Origin of the sequence: Arthrobacter pigmenti (genome assembly GCF_011927905.1) — a bacterium.
GTDB classification, from domain to species: Bacteria; Actinomycetota; Actinomycetes; order Actinomycetales; family Micrococcaceae; genus Arthrobacter_D; species Arthrobacter_D pigmenti.
This window is the reverse complement of record NZ_JAATJL010000001.1, coordinates 3,301,359-3,319,782: the sequence shown is the minus strand read 5'-3', so window position 1 is coordinate 3,319,782 and position 18,424 is coordinate 3,301,359. Positions and strand designations below refer to the sequence as shown.

The 18,424-nt window shown below is 63.4% G+C and carries 15 protein-coding genes; 9 read left to right on the top strand and 6 right to left on the bottom strand.

Annotated features, from left to right (window positions below; genetic code table 11):
* Nucleotides 1-141 precede the first annotated feature (141 nt).
* On the top strand, nucleotides 142-1,311 hold the full coding sequence (locus BJ994_RS15570) for an ATP-grasp domain-containing protein (protein WP_342450401.1): 1,170 nt from the start codon (nucleotides 142-144) through the stop codon (nucleotides 1,309-1,311).
* A 37-nt stretch (nucleotides 1,312-1,348) separates the two neighbouring features.
* Here the strand turns inward: BJ994_RS15570 and murJ are convergent, their stop codons facing one another.
* Nucleotides 1,349-2,881 (bottom strand): murein biosynthesis integral membrane protein MurJ, encoded by a 1,533-nt coding sequence (gene murJ / locus BJ994_RS15565; protein ID WP_167995339.1) that lies wholly within the window; start codon nucleotides 2,879-2,881, stop codon nucleotides 1,349-1,351.
* 136 nt (nucleotides 2,882-3,017) lie between these two features.
* Here murJ and BJ994_RS15560 point away from each other — a divergent pair, with 136 nt between their 5' ends.
* The gene (locus BJ994_RS15560) at nucleotides 3,018-3,383 is read left to right on the top strand and encodes a VOC family protein (protein ID WP_167995338.1); all 366 of its coding nucleotides are present in this window, start codon (nucleotides 3,018-3,020) and stop codon (nucleotides 3,381-3,383) included.
* A gap of 73 nt (nucleotides 3,384-3,456) precedes the next feature.
* Here BJ994_RS15560 and BJ994_RS15555 read toward each other — a convergent pair whose 3' ends face one another.
* Nucleotides 3,457-6,435, bottom strand: coding sequence for a discoidin domain-containing protein (locus tag BJ994_RS15555; RefSeq protein ID WP_167995337.1), 2,979 nt, complete (start codon nucleotides 6,433-6,435; stop codon nucleotides 3,457-3,459).
* A gap of 291 nt (nucleotides 6,436-6,726) precedes the next feature.
* Here BJ994_RS15555 and BJ994_RS15550 point away from each other — a divergent pair, with 291 nt between their 5' ends.
* The gene (locus tag BJ994_RS15550) at nucleotides 6,727-7,905 is read left to right on the top strand and encodes an ROK family transcriptional regulator (RefSeq protein ID WP_209066921.1); all 1,179 of its coding nucleotides are present in this window, start codon (nucleotides 6,727-6,729) and stop codon (nucleotides 7,903-7,905) included.
* On the opposite strand, the gene BJ994_RS15545 is transcribed toward BJ994_RS15550, so the two are convergent.
* The 3 genes from BJ994_RS15545 to BJ994_RS15535 form a co-directional block, all read right to left on the bottom strand.
* On the bottom strand, nucleotides 7,895-8,488 hold the full coding sequence (locus BJ994_RS15545; RefSeq protein WP_167995335.1) for a DinB family protein: 594 nt from the start codon (nucleotides 8,486-8,488) through the stop codon (nucleotides 7,895-7,897). The two genes, BJ994_RS15550 and BJ994_RS15545, sit on opposite strands and share 11 nt — an antisense overlap.
* 123 nt (nucleotides 8,489-8,611) lie before the next feature.
* Complete coding sequence (locus BJ994_RS15540) at nucleotides 8,612-9,478, bottom strand: NPCBM/NEW2 domain-containing protein (RefSeq protein ID WP_167995334.1); 867 nt, start codon at nucleotides 9,476-9,478, stop codon at nucleotides 8,612-8,614.
* 23 nt (nucleotides 9,479-9,501) lie between these two features.
* Entirely contained in the window at nucleotides 9,502-10,887 is a 1,386-nt protein-coding gene (locus BJ994_RS15535; protein WP_167995333.1) for a Gfo/Idh/MocA family protein, read from the bottom strand.
* Nucleotides 10,888-11,091: 204 nt separating this feature from the next.
* On the opposite strand from BJ994_RS15535, the gene BJ994_RS15530 reads away from it, so the two are divergent.
* Together BJ994_RS15530 and BJ994_RS15525 are read left to right on the top strand one after the other, a co-directional pair.
* A complete protein-coding gene (locus tag BJ994_RS15530; RefSeq protein ID WP_167995332.1) occupies nucleotides 11,092-11,733 on the top strand; it encodes a hypothetical protein in 642 nt (213 codons plus the stop codon).
* Between the two features lie 10 nt (nucleotides 11,734-11,743).
* A complete protein-coding gene (locus tag BJ994_RS15525) occupies nucleotides 11,744-12,349 on the top strand; it encodes a hypothetical protein (RefSeq protein ID WP_209066919.1) in 606 nt (201 codons plus the stop codon).
* Here BJ994_RS15525 and BJ994_RS15520 read toward each other — a convergent pair.
* Nucleotides 12,346-13,107 (bottom strand): IclR family transcriptional regulator, encoded by a 762-nt coding sequence (locus BJ994_RS15520; RefSeq protein ID WP_167995330.1) that lies wholly within the window; start codon nucleotides 13,105-13,107, stop codon nucleotides 12,346-12,348. The genes BJ994_RS15525 and BJ994_RS15520 overlap by 4 nt on opposite strands.
* A 192-nt stretch (nucleotides 13,108-13,299) precedes the next feature.
* Between BJ994_RS15520 and BJ994_RS15515 the strand changes: the two genes are divergently transcribed.
* The 4 genes from BJ994_RS15515 to BJ994_RS15500 are packed head-to-tail and all read left to right on the top strand — an operon-like array spanning nucleotide 13,300 to nucleotide 18,405.
* Nucleotides 13,300-14,715, top strand: coding sequence for an NAD-dependent malic enzyme (locus BJ994_RS15515; RefSeq protein WP_167995329.1), 1,416 nt, complete (start codon nucleotides 13,300-13,302; stop codon nucleotides 14,713-14,715).
* A gap of 9 nt (nucleotides 14,716-14,724) precedes the next feature.
* Nucleotides 14,725-16,323, top strand: a complete 1,599-nt coding sequence (gene aceB, locus BJ994_RS15510) for a malate synthase A (protein WP_167995328.1) — start codon at nucleotides 14,725-14,727, stop codon at nucleotides 16,321-16,323.
* Nucleotides 16,324-17,583, top strand: coding sequence for a DUF6986 family protein (locus BJ994_RS15505; RefSeq protein WP_167995327.1), 1,260 nt, complete (start codon nucleotides 16,324-16,326; stop codon nucleotides 17,581-17,583).
* 9 nt (nucleotides 17,584-17,592) lie between these two features.
* Nucleotides 17,593-18,405 carry a bifunctional allantoicase/(S)-ureidoglycine aminohydrolase gene (locus BJ994_RS15500; protein ID WP_209066917.1) on the top strand — a complete coding sequence of 271 codons (813 nt, stop codon included), beginning with the start codon at nucleotides 17,593-17,595 and terminating at the stop codon, nucleotides 18,403-18,405.
* Nucleotides 18,406-18,424: the final 19 nt, after the last annotated feature.

Below are 18,424 nucleotides of genomic sequence, written 5' to 3'. Positions count from 1 at the left end.
CCTGTAGGATGCCTGTGAATAGCCCCGGCGAACGGCGTTAAGAGCCAGCGACCCGCCGTCGTGCGTTTATCATCTGTTTCTCATCTGCCCTTCCTAAGCTTGGACAAGACCGATTCCCGCCCGAAGGACGTTGAAGGCCTCGTGAACGCGCAGCCCAGGATCAGTGAAGAACTGGACATACCGCCCCGCGCGCTGATTGTCAGTACAGCGCGAGACCGCGGTGCACTCGCAGCCGCGCGTTCACTCCGGCAGGACGGCTGGGTGGTTGGCGTAGGAACGCCCGAGGGTAAGGGGATGCTCTGCACATCGCGGGCGGTCTCCTTCTCCCACGTTGTTCCCCGGCCGCGCGGTGACGCCGCAGAATTCGTCAAGGGTGTGCAGCGGGCGGTGCAGGCGGGCGGTTACGACGTCGTGTTCGGCGGCGGCGATGACTGGATGGCCGCACTGGCCACCTACCGAGACCATATCCCCACACCTGTTGCACATCCCTCTGCCGAAGCCGTCCAACGTGCGCTCGACAAGGTGACCCTCGCAGAAAGCGCGGCACACGTGGGGCTCGCTGCGCCGCTCACGATCCCCGCAACTCCGGATGCGATCGCCGATTGGGAGGGCCCGGTAGTCGTGAAGTCCCGTGCCCACTGGTGCCCGGGACAGACCCGCCCCCACCGCATCGAGGCCCGCCTGTTCGACAGCATCGCAAGCGCCAAGGAACGCATCAACCACATGGAGCAGCTCGGCGCGGAACCGCTGCTGCAGGAACCGATCCGAGGCCGGCTCGGCGCTATGATCGGACTGTTCCGGAACGGCAAGCTCGAGGGAAGGGTGCAGCAGAGCACTCCCCGGCTCTGGCCCACGCCCAACGGGGCTTCCGCGCGGGCCGAGACCGTCGCCGTCGACCCCGTCCTGGCTCGCAAGGTGGATGCGCTGCTGTCCCATATCGGCTGGTGGGGTCTGGTGGAACTGCAGTTTCTGACCGACGACGACGGCGTCCCCCACCTCATCGACTTCAATGGCCGCTTCTTCGGCTCGATTGCCCTCACGAACGCCGCGAGGCCGGGGCTGGCAAATGCGTGGGGGAGGCTGGTGCTCGGTGAATCAGTTCCCTCGCTCGCCGATGCTCCCGCGGGCGTCCGCTATGTCTGGGCGGCGGGTGACCTGCGGAGGGCTCGGGTTGAGCGGCGCGGCGGCCTGCTTGCCGACGTCGTCGACACCATGCGCTGGGCAAGCCGCGCCCATCACAGCGTGTGGGACGTCCGTGACCCCGGCCCTACCTGGCACCTGGTGACCTCGAGGTTCGGCAAGCCGGAGTAGGCAGCAACCCGAAACAGGCAGGGTCGAACGGAGGCGATTACCGGCGTCGTGCCGCGCGGATCATGTCGAGGGGTACGCGGCGTTCGGGTGCGCGCAGCGCGATCAGCCCAAGCGCATAGATCCCACACACCGCAATCGCGACGACGGCGCATGTCAGCAGCGCCGGACCGTCCACCACATTCACCAGCAGGAGCCCAACGCCGGCGGCGATAGCCGCCAGAACCGCGGCGCGCAGCAGGAGGGCGACGGCGGTGCGCAGGTCCACGCCGTCGTGCCTGCGATGGAGCAGCCACGCGTTGGCGAGAGCGGCCGTAACCAGGGAAGCGCTGGTTGCCAACGCGATGCCCGCTACGCCCATGACCGGTGCAAGAAGGATGTCGCCCACGATGTTGACGATCATCGCGACCACGGCGACGACGACGGGCGCCTTGGAGTCGCCGAGGGCATAGGACGTACTCACCACCACCTGCCTGAAGCCCAGCGCGAGAAGCGCCGGCGCGTACCAGGCGACGGCGGTCGCGGTGTCCTCGATGTCCTCCCGGGAGAAGGCGCCGCGACCGAATGCCAATTCAACGAGGGGAACCGCGGCAATGGCCAGCACAACGCACAGCGGTACGAGGATGGTCACCGTCACGGACAGACCGCGGTTCACCAGGCGCTTCAGCTCGGGAAGATTGCCCACTGACGCGCTGATCGCAGGGTAGAGCGGCACGAGTAACGATGCGATGAGCAGCTGCTCGGGAAGATTGACCAGCCGCCACCCGTAGGACAGTGCGGTGATTGCGCCTTCCTCCAGCGTGGAGCCGACCGCACGGTCCACGAGGGTGTTGATGTTGCCGATCGCGCTGCCAACGAGCATCGGGGGAACCAGGACGGCGATCTCGCGGAAACCGGGGTCCTTCAGCGCCAGGCGCGGCCGAACGCGGGTGCCGATGCTGCGCAGCGGCGGCAACTGCAGGACCAGCCGCGCAGCCGAACCCACCACGAAACCGACGGCGAGGGCGCTGACCCCGTACTGCGGACCGAACAGCCCGGCAGCCGCGATCATGATGAGGTTGAACGGCACGCCCTGCAGGGAGGCCCAGGCGAAGCGGCCATGGGACTGCGCGAGGGCGGCGAGGAGATCGGTGCCGGCGACCAGCACGGTGGCGATGAGGATGATGCGGGTGAGCATCGTGACCGTGGCCGCTTCACCGGCGTCGAAACCGGGCGCGATGAGGGAAGTGACCGGCGCGGCAAAGATTCCCATGATTACCGATCCCACGCCGAGAACCAGCATGGTGACGGTGAAAGCGACGTTGAACCCGGTGTGGCCTTTACACCCGTTCTCCTCGGTGGCTGCCTCGCGGGCGACCACCGGGGTGGCCGAGCGCGCCATCGCGTAAGCAACCAGTCCGAGCACGATGTTCATGAGGCCCTGAGCCACAAGGTAGGCATCGAGCTGGGCTCCGGCGCCGAAGATAGCCGCAATGACGACGTCGCGCAGGAAGCCGAGGAGCGTGGACACCGCCGTCAGTCCGGTGACAAGCACAGCGGCCCGGGAGATCGATCTACCTCCGGGCCTGGCCACGAGTCCGACGCCCTCCTTCCTGTGCTGCGGGTCGCTGAGCCCGTCGGCCAGCGTTGACAGAATACATGCACCTCTTTCCAGCCGCGGCCGGTTGGCGTAAGACTGAAGCCCACACGTTCAATCCATTGGAGGATTCATGAAGCTGCAGCTCTCAGCAACAGTGCTCGATTCACCCGACGCCCGCGAGCTTGCCGACTTCTATCAGCAACTGCTCGGCTGGGAAGCGAAATCCGACGACGACGACTGGGTGATGCTCAAAGCGCCCGACGGCGGTGCGGCGCTGTCTTTCCAAACGGAGCCGCGCTACGTGCGCCCAGTGTGGCCTGCAGGTGATGGTGACCATCCGATGATGATGCACCTGGACATCTACGTTGACGACCTGGATGCTGCCGGCGCTCACGCCCTGGCTCTCGGCGCAGAGCTGGCTGAATTCCAGCCGCAGGAAGGTGTGCGGGTGTACTTCGACCCTGCCGGGCACCCGTTCTGCCTGTTTCGGGACTGAGTCGGTACAACCAACGGCGGCGGAGCCCCTACGTAGAGGGGTTCCGCCGCCGTTGGTTGTGTTGCTGTGGTTGTTACGGCTTGGCTGGTCCGCTCTTCTTGATGACGCGGTCCCAGCCGAGGAGTTCGCCGTTGGCGTTGGTCAGGGAGATCTGCTTGGCTCCGTTCTTGAGGTCCACTGGCCACTGGAAGGTGATTCCGGCGTCGGCATCCGACAGGAGCCAGCCGACGGGGGTGGAATCGGCGTAGACGAAGTACCAGGTGTCGGCCGTGGGTGTGGTGAGGGTGATGTCCTCACCGGCTGCCACGGGCCCGCGCGGGGCGCCGAAGCTGGCTTCGTTGTCCCTGTTCAGGTCCTTCTTCCCTGGTGCCTCGGGGATGAACCCGGGCTCCTGCGAGCCGGTCTCCAGGTTGACCTCGAGGTAGCCCTCGGAGGTTTCGTCTCCGGCGGTTGCACGGGCGTGGACCGTGGTGGTGCCGTTGCCTTCGAGTGCGACCGGTTCGGTGTAGGCGACCCAGTTCAGCTCGTCGGTGCCTTCAGCCTGGACCGCGTACTCAATGGTCGCGTCTGCTGCGGCGGCACCGCTGGCTGCGAGGGTCAGGACCGGCGGAGTGCCGTACTGACCGTCCTCGTTTGGGGTGCCCTCAAGGGAACCGGTGACATTCAGCGCGGTCAACGCCGTGTTCCGGACCTCGAGTTCATACAGCGAGAGATAGATACCAAGGGTGGAGGCCTGGATATCCACCCGAACGTGGCGGGCGCTCACCGTACCGAAATCGACGATGTCGGTACGGGCGCCGGCAGCCTTACCGGTCTGGGCGGACACGACGGTCCAGTCCGTGCCGTTATCCGACACCGAAACCGTGTAGTCCTTCGCCGACGCTGCCTCCCACTTCAGGGTGACCTGGTTCAGGGGCTGCTCCGAACCAAGGTCGGTGGCAATCCACCGCTGGCCGTCGTAGTTGGCTGACCAGCGGGTCTGCTCACTGCCGTCCACGGCAAGTGCGGCCGGGAAGCTGGCTGCTTCCACACCCGATGCGGTGGCGGTTGAGCCGACGGCAAGGTTCTCCGGGCCGAGGAGGCTCAGGCTCCACGCGCCGACGCCTGCGCCTTCCGGATTGGCGGGGGTGAGTCCGGTCAGCCTGATGTATCGGGCTTCCCGAGTGTCGAACGTGACCTGGTCTGCACCCGCGCCGTCGACCTCGTGCTGGACAACCCTGTTCCAGAACACGCCGTCAACCGAGGTCTCGACGCCGTAACCGGTGGGAGCGTTCTGCGCCCAGTCTGCGTGTACTCCGCCGACCTGCTTGGCCTCGCCGAGGTCGATGGTCACATCGCTGGCATCCGGTGTTCCGGATTCCCACCGGGTCAGCGACTGCCCGTCGGTGAGGTTCGACACCGGGTACCCTTCAGCGGATGCCGTTGCGGACACATCAGCACCGTTCGAAATCTCGCCCGGAACCGCGGGAACGCTCTTCTCATCAATCAGCGTCAGCCCCGGCCCCATGCCGATGGTTTGGATGGTGCTGGTGAATTGAGCGTATGTGCGCTCGGGATCGACGGCTGCCCAGGTCTTCTGGGCGATGGTCGGGAAGCTCTTCTCGACCAGACCGTGCACATCCATTTCGGTGTATTCCTCGTGCACCAGGTCATTCCAGACAGCGAACTGGGCACCGAGAACCGAGGATGCGCCAACCGTTTGATTGCCGGCTTCGTTTGGAGTCCAGTTCTGGTAGAGCGACTGGTTGTTTAGTCCGTTGCCGTGGTAGTAATTCGCAAACGGCACCACATACAGGGTTGCGTCATTGGTGTTGATGAACTCCACACCATCGGCTTCAGCTGTGTCGAGTCCGTACCAACCATTGTTCCAGGAGTTGATGATCACGTCCTTGTCATAACCCTCGAGGCCGCCACTCATTACTGTGGCGCTTCCCCAAGCGACGGGCTGCTTGCCGAGTCCGCGGATGTGCTCGGCCATGGTGTTGTAGAAGTCGCGGTAGACGTCGCTGTGTTCGCGGGTGTACTCGTCGGCGCCGAAGTGCAGATCCGAACCGCGGAACCACGGGGCGAACTCGTTGAAGATGTCCTTCACGGTTTCAATTGTTTCCGGCTTGCTCAAGTCCAGCATGTCCGAGTTGCCGCCGTTGAGCCCGATCTCTCGCTTCCAGTTGACGATGGCGGCTGAGTGAGCAGGTACATCGATCTCCGGCACGAGGAGCACTCCGCGGGTTGCCGCTGTGTCCTCGAAGCTGTCCCAATCGGCGCGGTCATACGCTCCGTCGGTGGACGCGAGGCCCGCAAACTCCGCATTGTCGGTCTTCAACCGGAATCCGGTGTAGGCCTTGGTGAAGTCGTTGTTCTCGGGATGTATTTCGTTGTCGTTCAGGTGGATCTGGAACCGGTTGAGTTTGTAGTAGCTCATCATCTCGATGTAGTCACGGATGAATTCGGGGGTGAAGAAGCGCCGTCCCACGTCGAGCATAAAACCGCGCTCTTCATAGTCCGGCCAGTCCACCGCAGTGCCGACGGGGACGTCGTTGCGTCCCTCTGACTGCATCAGAATCTGCAGCAGGCTCCGGGTCCCGTAGTACACACCGGTTTCGGTCGGCGCGCTGATGGTGACATCGGTATCCGTGATCAGCCGGTAGCCTTCTTCGGCGTACCGTTCGCCACCGGCGGCATGCTGGTCCTCCGGGGCCAGGTCAAGCGTGATGTCCCCTGCTGCGCTCTCGCCCGACACGACGGCAAGATCCAGGCCGGTCATCTCCGACAGATCGCCAGCGAACTCCTCACCGATCTGCTCAAGGCCCGCGTCGACGACGATGCGGCTTTCGTTGGAGAGGACGAGGTCTCCGGTGCCGCCAGTCCATTCGTGCAGAGATGGGACGACAACAGGCTTTGCATTCACTGCATCAGCCGGTTCATCAGCGCTTGCCGGTGCAATGGAGCCGAAACTTCCGGCCATAACGGCCGCCGCGGTTGCGGTAGTGACCCACCGTCTAATGCCGCCCGGTGAAGGGTGGGCGGATCGAATGGGTATGGGATGGGCCATGAGAACTCCATTGTTGACTCGTGCGGATGGGGCTTTGTCCTGTGACACAACTAACTTGTAACTCCATAGTGTCCACCGCGCGGCAGGCAGTCAACCTTATTTCTGACTATTTATGATGCAAGAAGGAATATTAAGTGCAAGTATGAGCAGGTTTGGGTGGGTTCTCACCTGATTTTGGACGAGCGAGTACTGTGGTCCTATTCCTGACTATGTCCCGTGGGCCAATGAAGCATGACGGCTCCCCACGTCGACTCCAAGGCAGCAAGATCCATCATCCGGGAGGTGTGAGCTATGTCGGTGACATCTCCGGACCTTCAACCTGGTGGCGCTCAGCTTCTCGAGCGCACTTATGCGGTCCAACGGGAGATCCGCAAAGCCCATCGCGTCATGGCATTTCAGCAGATCGTGGACCAGGAGGGTAGTGCAACCCGCGCCAAGATTGCCCGGAACACCGGACTGAATCCGTCGACGGTGTCGACAATCCTCAAGGAACTGATTGACGACGGCCTTGTGCTTGACGGTGAGCAGGCAGAAAGTACCGGTGGCAAACCGGCCACCACGTTGAAGGTTGATCGGTCGGTCCACGGCATTCTCACCGTAACGGTTCGGCCGCGGCGCTTCCGCGCGGCGCTATTCACGCTCGGTGGTGAAGTCGAATCGACCGAATCCAGGGAATTCGATCGAAACGTCGCTCCGGAAGACCTCGTGCACTTTGTGTCAACCTTCATCTCGAACACCGAGCGGAAGATCGGTGTGGTCGGGCTTCAGGTCCCGGGTGCCCAGGATGAGGGAACAGTACTGGAAAGTGTCCAGTTGGACTGGCACAACGTTCCATTGGCGTATCTGATCGAGGCCGCTACCGGGGTGCCGACTTTTGTTGTCAACGATGCTGATGCTGAAGCGATGGTTGAGGGCGCTTATCACCCGAATGCCGCAGCGACTTTGTACTTTGTGCACATGGGCGGCGGTTTGGGTGCCGCAATCGTCTCCCGCGGCCTGCTGTTGAGTGGACTTTCCGGCCGGGCCGGCGAAATTGGCCATGTCAGAGTCGATTACGAAGCATCGGAACCAGCCTGCCTGTGCGGGGTTGCCGGTTGCCTTGAATCAGTCGCCTCCATGCGTGCGATGCTTGGCCCCGCTTACTCTGAGGAACTGACCAGTGATGAGATTTCCGCGTTGGCTGCGGACCCCTCCGCCGTCGAACGGCTCGAAGCTGGGGCTGTTGCCTTGGCGAGGGCGCTGCGGTTGATATGCGCAGCGCTCGATATCCAGCAGGTAGTTCTGGGAGGAGATGCTCCACGATTGGGGTCGGCGTTCCTCGCCGCCGTGCAGAAAGAGCTGAACGCCAATCCCGCGATGGCGGCGCGCACACCCAGCGTTGTTTATGCGCATCCGCCGCGGGAAGCCTTCGGTGTCGCCCAGTACGCGCTCAACCGTGCGTTCGGCGTGCAGTGGTCCTTTAATCGGTAGGAGGAGTGGCGGTGGCCCGACGGGCAGCGGTTTCAACGCGTTCCCAATGCTGTGCCCACTCCTCGGCAGTGCGCTGGGGCATGTTCGGATCTTCCGGGCCGCGTCCGGTAGCGCCGTCGAGCAGTTCACGCAGAATGTCAGCGTGACCCACATGCTGGGCGGTCTCCACGCACATATGTACGAGAATCTGCTGAAGCGTTACCCGGCGTCGTTCTTCTGACCACCAAGGCACCTCGCCGACGGCGTCGAGCGGTAGGGCCGCGATCGTTGCATCCGTGTGGGCTGCCGAGAAGTGGTGCAGTTCAATAATGTCTTCACGGGTTTCCTCGGCGGTGAGCCAGAGATCGGCCTCGGGGGCGGCGTCGTCGTCGAACCAGGGTAGGTCTCTGCCGCTGGACCGGCCGAAAACCTCGCCGAAGTAGCCCAATTCCACGCTCGCGACGTGCTTCACCAGCCCCAGCAGATTGGTGCCGGTGGGTGTGAGGGGGCGGCGGGCGTCGTAATCGCTCAAGCCGTTAAGTTTGGCGAGCAGATCCTCCCGACGGCGGCGCAGGTAGCGGTGTAGAACCTCTTTGTCATCCATGTGGGCACTCTACTGGGTGGCCCTGACACGGGCGCCACGACAATCAATGACGGTTTCACCTGGACGCGACTGTGCCCCCTGCAGAGCGAGGCTCCGCAGGGGGCACAGTTGGCACGGTGGAACTTAGCCGGCGCAGGTGAACTTCGCGTCAGCCCAGTCGCCGTGGTCGTAGTTGATGCCGTCGCCGCCGTCGTCGACAGAAAGGGTCACGTAGGTGGCCCCGGAGATGTCGACGTCGATCGTTGCCGTCTCGGTAGTCGCCCCCATCACCGGAGTCTTGACGAGTTCCTCGCCATCGGCGAGGACGGAGAAGCTGATGGACCCAAGCGTGGCCTGGTAATCGTCCACGCCCACTTTGGCAGTGAATGAGGTGCACTTGCCGCCCGTGTAGTAACGGATGTCGCTCGCAGCATGTACGCCCAGACCCTTTTCGAAGGTCTGTCCATTCAGTTTAATGGGACCCCCGCTGTTCGAAAGGTCGCGCCCGATGGATCCGTAGCCGTTGGTCGCTTCCTGCCAGTCGAAGTCGCTGGCAAAGACGGTGCCGGTCGGGACCGTAGGCGGCGTTCCGGATTGCTGCTTGCGTTCAACGCTCGCTGTTCCGGTGCCGTCGCCACCCTCATACGTGACGGTTGCCGTGAAGATGCGCTCAAGGAAATCGTCCCGCTGCTCCGGGACACGGATCTGGAAGGTGACTTCAGCGGAAGCCCCGGGACGGATGGCCTTGACCTTCTGGGTGTCGGGATAGACAGTCCAGTTGATCGGTCCGGAGAAGGTGACTTCACCCTTCTTGACCGGTTCGCCGGTTCCGTTGGTGACCGTCACGGTGACATCTTCGATGGACGGACCGTCCAGGTTCACCTCGGAGATGGTGAGTTCGACGCTGGCGGCCTCTGCCTGTGCGTCGGTCTGGGCGTTCGCCGTGAAAGGAACGAGCGCGAGTGTGAAGGCGAAGAGAACCGCCAGAAGGGTGCGAGTGATGTTCTTCATTGAGATCTGTTGTCCTTTCCGGGTTAGGCCACGGGCGGCATGTCGGATTCGCGGGAATCGAGGCCAAGCCGAAGCTTCGCCCATTCACCGCGTGTGAAGTCGGGAACTTCGACGGGCTTGCCGCCATCTGCGAGCGACATGACGCTCAGCGGCACGGGGGAGCACCATGCCGCGGAGTCGTATACGTCGATATCGGGGACCAGGCCGGCACGCATCGTCTGTACGGTACGCCACTGCAGCAAGTAGTCAATGCCGCCGTGTCCTGCATTGGCGGCGTCCTCGCCCACCTTCTTCCAGATCCAGTGGTCGAACTCGTCGCGGTACGGAGCCCAGTTGGCCCAGGCGTGTCCGCTGTGGTCCGGTTCAAGGTAAACGCGGGCGTTGTAGTCCTCGAAGATGCCGCGGCTGCCCGCAATGGAGTTGATCCGCGAGTACGGGCGGGGAGAGCTTACGTCGTGCTCGGCACGAATAACACGTCCACGGTCGGTGTTGATGAGGCAGGTGACCAGATCGCCGTTGATGTATTCCTCCTGCCACGACGGGTGGTCCTTGGGCACGTACCGGGCACGGTAATCAGCCAGGCCCTTCGGCGCGGTGGCTGTTGCCTGCAAGGTGGTGAACCGGTCGCCACGGTTGATGTCCATCGCCGCCGCGATAGGCGCCAGTCCGTGCATAGGGTAAAAGCTTGCCGTGCTGCGGGTGTGCCACTTACGACGCCAGGCATCGGTGTAGTAAGAATCCGAAAACAGGAGCGAGCGGAGGTCATGCAGGTACCCGCCATGGCCGTTGGTGATCTCACCGAACATGCCCTCGTGCGCCATCTTCAGCATCGCCAGTTCGTTGCGGCCGTAGCTGCAGTTCTCCGCCAGCATCAGGTGCTTGCCGGTGCGCTCCGAGGTATCAACCAGGTCCCACAGTTCATCCAGTTCGGTGGCGATGGGAAGTTCAACCGAAACGTGCTTGCCGGATTCGAGGGCAGCTTTGCCCTGCTCGTAGTGGAACTCCCACGGCGTGGCAATGTAGACAAGGTCAATGTCATCGCGCTTCAGCAGTTCCTTGTAGGAGTCAGCCGAACCACCGAACTCCAATGGGCGCGGTTTTCCGTCTGCAACGAGCCGGTCGGCTGAGCGCTTGGCGCGGTCAGCTCGGATGTCGCACACGGCGGTCACCACCGCACCGGGAACATCTCCCCAGCCGAGAAGCATGCCTCCACCGCGGTTACCCAGGCCGATCAGCCCGATCCGAACCGTCTCATGCACCTCGAACGGCACATTGGTCATTGATTTTTGCGTCTTAGGCCGCTTTCCGGGCCCCTTCGCAAGAGCGGACTGTGCGGTAGCGGCGATGACACCACCCGCGAGTGCTCCCCCAAGCACCATTCGTCGAGAAGCGTCGGGTAGTTCAACCATGTTAATTTCCCTTCAAGAAGCTTGAGCGCTTGAGGAAACGACGCCCCTTCGCGCTGTTAGGTACATCACAACCCCACCTGACTAGGCAAAAAATGTCAAGACCCGATCGATAAATGACTTTTATAATCACATTCGATCACTTTTCGTGCTACAGGTCGCGCTACCATGGAAGTGGACCAGTCAGCTAGGTGGGGGTAGCGAAGCATGGGGAACAACGACGAAGCCGTGGTCGATCCGCTCAACCGGTGGCAGATGGCGGCCCACTACAGTGCTGAGGTCAAGGACCTCGGGCTGGGGCGGGCGCTGCGGAACTACTACCTGATCCTCCTGCCAATCGGCCTCGCAGTTCTGTTGCCGCTCGGCTTTGGGATCGGCTTTCTACTCTCGCCCGGACCGGTCGATCGGATCCATCTCCAGCTCGGCTTCTTTGCAGCGGGACTGGGCTTGATGATTGCGGCCTTTGTCTACCGGGCGAAGCGCATCAACACTGCCGTTGTGCCCTACGAGCCGGATGTGCTCGCGCTGTTCGAGAACCCACAGCGGAAGAGCCTGGTCAGCCAGGTCCTGGGGAGGGAGCCGCTTGTGCCCGGACACCTTGCCGTTACACGGGCGGGGGCGGTTCAACTGCGCAAGAAGTCCGCCGACCAGCTGGTGATCGTGCCGTACTTGATTCCGCTCATTCTTTCGCCGCAGCTGATAACTGATTCGTTTTGGGTCTGGCTCATTGGTGCGGCGGGTTTGAGCATGATCATCAGCGCACTGTTCCAACTGCGCCGCTTCATCCTGGCCGGTCGTTTCCTTGAGCGGACAGCCGACGGGACGGCGGAGGTGGCGCTTGAGAACTGAGAACAGTGCCATGGCGGATCCATGGAACCGGTGGCCCGCTGTTGAGTATTACAGCGCCGAGGTGAAGGACCTGGGCTTGGGTCGGGTACTGCGAAACTACTACCTGATCTGGTGGCCCCTCAGCGTAGCTGTCCTACTCCCTCTGAGCATCTTGTTCACGTCGATGCTTGTACCTGGTCCGCGCACGGTCGATTCACTTCAACCCGCTTTTCTCTTTGCCGCAGTGGCCGTGATGGGAGTGTCCTGGATCTACCTCATCAAGCGCGTTCGCACCGCAGTTATCCCCTACGATCCGGACGTGCTTTCGCTCCTGGACCGCCCCCAGCGCAGGGCCGTGCGGCGCCAGATCTTTGGCAGGATCCAGTTACATCCTGAACAGCCCCAGGTTGCTCGCGCAGCGGCCGTTCAACTGCGCAAGAAGCTCGCCGAGCAGCTCATTTTCGCCAGTTACCTCATTCCGTTCATCGCTGGCTGGCAGCTGTCCCTGGAACCGCTCTGGTTTTGGATGTTCACTGTGCTCGGAGCGGTCCTTCTGGCTGTCACCATCTTGGACCTGCGCCGGTTTGTCCTCACCGGGCGTTTCCTAGAAAGGACAGCGCCAGGCAAGGAAGGCTAGCTCGCCAGGTTCAGGTCATCCGAGATCGCCTGTGCCGCGGAACGCAGCAATGGCACGGCCTTGTTCGCGAATCCCTCATCCACGCGGGATACCGGCCCGGAGACCGAGATAGCGGTGGGAGTTGGCGCGTTAGGAACAGCCATGGCAAAGCAGCGCACGCCCAGTTCCTGTTCCTGCTCGTCGATTGAGTAGCCGCGCACGCGGATGTGCTCCAGCTCCTCGAGCAGTTGATCGACTGAGCTGATGCTCTTGTCCGTGGGAGTCGGCATGCCGGCCCGGGTCACTATGGTGCGCACGGCGTCGTTATCCAGTTGCGCAAGGATGGCCTTCCCGACGCCGGTGTCATGGGTGTGTGCGCGACGGCCCACCTCCGTGAACATCCGCATTGAGTGCGGCGAGGGCACCTGCGCGATGTACACCACCATGTCCGAGTCCAGCACCGCCATGTTGGAGGTCTCGCCCAGCCGGTCCACCAGCATCTTGAGCTGCGGGCGTGCCAGTGCGCCGAGCTGCTTGTTGGCGCCTTCACCCAGGCGAATCAAGCGCGGCCCCAGGGCATAACGACGGTTGGGCAGCTGCCGGGCATAGCCCTTCATGACAAGTGTCCGCAGCAGCCGGTGGATGGTAGGCAGCGGGAGATCCGTGGAGGAGGAGAGTTCGCTGAGCGTCACTTCTCCGCCGGCGTCGGTGATGAGTTCCAACAGCTCGAACACGCGCTCAACGGACTGGACACCGCCCGCTGCTACTTTCTCGGCCATCTGGATCCCCTTTACGTCGTAAGTGTTCCGCGCGGTGCCAGTGCAGCCGTAGCGGTCTCTCAACGATACCGCAATTCCATCAGACGGAAACTATCGGCGAACCAAGCTTGTAATTCCATCTGACAGATAATAATATCCATAATACGGAAGATGCAGAACGGCCGCGCAAGGCCCAATCAGTGAGGATCATCAATGGCGAGTCCCAGCCCCGGCTACTCAATCACCCTCCGCGTCCAGGCGCCGTCGAGCTTTACCGCTACCGCCGAACTCGCTGCCGCAGTCGGTTCCACCGGAGCCTCCATTACCGCGCTTGACGTCACCGAGTCGCACCACGACAGCATCGTTGTGGACGTAAGCTGCAACACCACCGACGCCGCCCACGGCGAGCAGGTACGGGATGCACTGAACGCTCTCGACGGCGTCCGCGTCAAGAACCTGAGCGACCGTACGTTCCTCATGCACCTCGGCGGCAAGCTCGAAATCGTCCCCAAGGTTGCCCTCCGCAACCGTGACGACCTCTCCCGCGCCTACACTCCCGGCGTCGCCCGCGTCTGCCTGGCGATTGCGGAGAATCCCGACGACGCCCGCCGCCTCACGGTCAAGCGCAACACCATCGCCGTGGTCACCGACGGCTCGGCCGTGCTCGGCCTGGGCAACATCGGTCCGGCCGCAGCGCTGCCGGTCATGGAGGGCAAGGCCGCACTGTTCAAGCAGTTCGCAAACGTGGACGCCTGGCCGGTCTGCCTGGACACCCAGGACACCGAGGAGATCATCAGCATCGTCAAGGCCCTCGCGCCGGTTTACGGCGGCGTGAACCTTGAGGACATCGCAGCTCCGCGCTGCTTCGAGATCGAGAACAGGCTGCGCGAAGAGCTCGACATTCCGGTCTTCCATGACGACCAGCACGGCACCGCTATTGTGACCCTCGCGGCGCTCAACAACGCGCTGCGCGTAGTGAACAAGCAGATCGAGAACGTGCGGATCGTCGTCTCGGGTGTCGGTGCCGCCGGCTCGGCAATTATCCAGCTGCTGCAGGCGCAGGGTGCCAAGAACATCGTCGCGTGCGACCGCAGGGGCGCAATCCACAGCGGCCAGAACCACACCGACGAGCACCGCCGGTGGATCGCCGAAAACACCAACCAGGGTGCCTTCGCCGGTTCGCTGCACGAGGCTTTGGCCGGTGCGGACGTCTTCATCGGGGTCAGCGGACCGAACATCCTCGGCGAAGAGCAGGTGGCGTCCATGGCGGAGAACGCGATCGTCTTCGCCATGGCCAACCCGGACCCCGAAATCGACCCGGTCATCGCCGCCCGCCACGCCGCCGTCGTCGCCACTGGACGCAGCGACTTCCCCAACCAGATCAACAACGTCCTCGCCTTCCCCGGCTTCTTCCGTGGACTGCTCGACGCCGGTGCCTCCGACATCACGCCTGACATGCTGGTTGCCGCAGCTGATGCAATCGCCGCTCGGGTGGACGATGATGAACTTAACGCCAGCTTCATCATCCCGAGCGTTTTCGACCCGCATGTCGCTGGCGATGTCGCCGCAGCCGTCGCAGCGGCAGCGGCGCCGGCTGCAGAACATTCAGCTTCAGAATCAGCAGAGTAGGAGCAGGACATGTCCATCGAACTTATCCGTACGACGCCGATTGAGGGCGCAGAGACCATCCTCACCCCCGAGGCGCTCCAGTTCATTGAGAAACTGCACCAGAGATTCAGGGACAGCAGGGATGAGCGGCTGGCGGCCCGCAGCGTGCGGCGCGAAGAAGTGGCTGGAACCGGCCGCCTGGATTTCCTGCCTGAAACTGCCGATGTGCGCAGCGGTGAGTGGACCGTTGCGTCTGCTCCTCCACAGCTGCAGGACCGCCGCGTCGAGATGACCGGACCTGCCTCGCCCGCGAAAATGGCCATCAACGCGTTGAACTCGGGCGCGAAGGTGTGGCTTGCGGACCTTGAGGATGCCAGCTCGCCGACCTGGCACAACGTCGTCGACTCCCAGGTGAATCTGTATGGGGCGGCGCGGGGCTCGCTGAGCTATACCTCGCCTGAGGGCAAGGAGTACACGCTGCGTACGGACGTGCCGCTCGCCGTCGTCGTCGCCCGTCCGCGTGGCTGGCACCTCCCGGAGAAGAACATCATTATCGACGGGGAGCCGGCCATCGGCGCGCTGGTCGACTTTGGTCTCCACTTCTTCCACAACGCCAAGCAGCTCCTGAACCTCGGCAGCGGCCCCTACTACTACCTACCCAAGCTTGAGAGCCACCTTGAGGCGCGGCTGTGGAACGAGGTGTTCGTCTTCGCACAGGACTACGTAGGCGTTCCGCAGGGATCGATCCGCGCCACGGTGCTCATCGAAACCATCCCGGCCGCGTTCGAGATGGACGAGATCCTGTACGAACTGCGCGACCATGCCTCGGGCCTGAACGCCGGACGCTGGGACTACCTCTTCAGCATCATCAAGTACTTCCGCGACGGCGGGGAGACCTTTGTTCTGCCGGACCGCGCGTCCGTTGCAATGACGGCGCCGTTCATGCGCGCCTACACCGAGCTGTTGGTCAAGACCTGTCACCGTCGCGGCGCCTTCGCTATGGGCGGCATGGCGGCGTTCATTCCGAACCGCCGCGAACCGGAAATCACTGCGCAGGCCATTGAGAAGGTTCGTGCGGACAAGACCCGCGAGGCCAATGACGGGTTCGACGGCTCCTGGGTCGCCCACCCCGACCTGGTGCCCGTGTGCCGGGAGGTGTTCGACGCCGTCCTTGGCCAGAAGCCCAACCAGATCGACCGGCAGCGTCCAGAGGTTGATGTGACGGCGGCGCAGCTGCTCGACATCGAATCCGCCGAAGGTGACGTCACGGAGGTCGGTCTGCGCGCAAACCTCTACGTCGCCGTGGCTTACGTTGCGGTGTGGTTGTCCGGCAACGGCGCAGTCGCTATCCACAACCTCATGGAGGATGCCGCCACGGCGGAGATCTCGCGCTCCCAGGTGTGGCAGCAGCTCCGGAACAAGACAGTGCTTGCGGACTCAGGCAACACGGTGACCCCCGAGCTGGTGAACACCATCCTCTCTGAAGAGACCGAGAAGCTGCGCGGCGAAGTTGGGGATGAGGCCTTCACGAAGTTCTATGAGCCTGCCAGCCGGCTTATCGCCGACATCTGCGTTTCCGAGGAGTACACAGACTTCCTCACCCTGCCCGCCTACGAGTTGGTGAGCTGAGTGGAATTCGCTCTCGGCTTCGATGACCACGCCGCCATTGACCGGCAGCTCGCGGACACCGACGCGCTGCTGGCCAGCAACTATCCCGGCGACAGCGGCGCCCGGCAGCCGGTCCACACCGTCTACGTGCCGGCTGATCGCTACCAGCCCTCCCTCCCGGGCGAGTGGGGCAGGGAGGCGTCCGCCGCCGTCGAGCGCGCCGGGGGTATGGCCGCGCTGTGCGCGACCTTGGGTGCGTCCGACGACGTCGCCAAGCTAGTGAGCGCAAAGCTCGCCACTGAGCCGATCGAGGACCTGCGCCTCGACTTCGAGGACGGGTACGGCAACCGGCCCGACGACGAAGAGGACGCCGAGGCTTCCCGCGCGGCAATCGCGGTGGCGCGTGCGGTGCGGGACGGCATCGCTCCGCCGTTCATCGGCATCCGCTTCAAATGCTTCGAGGAGGCAACCCGGCGTCGTGCACTGCGGACGTTGGACCTGTTCGTGGGTGGGCTGCTCGCGGAGGGGGCATTGCCGGACGGGCTGGTGTTGACGCTGCCCAAGGTTTCCACGGTGGCGCAGGTCGAAGCAATGGTATTTGCCTGCCGAAGGCTTGAAGCTGTGCACGGCCTGGAGTCCGGGCGGCTTCGGTTCGAAGTGCAGATGGAAACGCCGCAACTGATCCTCGGCGCCGACGGGACTGTGCCGGTGGCGCAGTTGCTGCACCGCGGTGAAGGCCGGGTGTCAGCCCTGCATTACGGTACGTATGACTACAGCGACTCGCTGCAGATCGCCGCCGAATACCAGTCCATGGAACATCCGGCTGCAGACTACGCGAAGCAGGTCATGCAGGTGGCTGTCGCAGGAACCGGAGTCCGGCTCTCCGATGGTTCGACGAACATCCTGCCGGTCGGGTCGCAGTCGGACGTTTCTGCTGCCTGGCAACTGCACGGCCGGCTGGTCCGGCGATCGCTTGAACGCGGCTACTATCAGGGCTGGGATCTGCACGCGGCGCAGCTGCCGAGCAGGTTCATCGCAACCTACGCCTTCTACCGCGAGGGCCTTCCGGCCGCGGCCCAGCGACTGCGCAATTACGTGCACCAATTGGAAAGCACCATCCTGGATGAGCCTGCTACCGCTCGCGCACTCGCCCGGTTTGTACACCGCGGTGTGCTGTGTGGCGCTGTTACCGACTCCGAGGTCAGCGAGCTGGCCGACATTTCCCTTTCCGAACTGGAGGCGCTCGCGCATCCCCGGAAGCATCCCACTACAACTCTCTAAGGACTGACCTTGAGCACCTACTACGCCCCCGAATCCGTCCTGCCGCCGCAGACGGACCTGCTGACCGGCCGCGCCGTTGTCACCGAGGCCTACACCGTGATTCCGCGCGGCGTGCTGCGCGACATCGTGGTGAGCGAACTTCCTGAGTGGACGGGCACCCGCACCTGGGTCCTGAACCGTCCCGTTGCGGGAGGTGCGACGACGTTCGCGCAGTACCTCATCGAGGTGTCTCAGGGTGGCGGCTCCACCGACCCCGAGCCCGAAGCCGGCGTCGAGTCCTTCGTTTTCCTGCTCGAGGGCGCGCTGACCATCAAGCTTGAGGGCGAGCTGCACGACCTGACCCCCGGTGGTTTTGCGTTCATCCCGCCGGGCGCCGAGTGGGAGGTTTCCAACTCGGAGCCGGAGCCGGCGAAGTTCCAGTGGATACGTAAGGCTTACCAGCCATTGGCGGGTCACACGCCCAAGGCCCGGGTCGGCAACGAGAAGGACATCGAGCCCGGGGCCATGCCCGGCACCGACAATAAGTGGCGCACCACGCGGATGCTGCCGACTGATGACATGGCGTACGACATGCACATCAACGTCGTGACCTTCGAACCGGGCGCCGTCATCCCGTTCGCCGAGACACACGTCATGGAGCACGGACTGTATGTGCTGGAAGGCAAGGCCGTTTACCGGCTGAACCAGGACTGGGTCGAGGTCCAGGAGGGTGACTACATGTCCCTCCGCGCGTTCTGCCCACAGGCCTGCTACGCCGGCGGACCGTCGAACTTCCGCTACCTGTTGTACAAGGACGTGAACCGGCAGATCAAACTGACGTAGTTCGTCGCGGGCGCCCTCC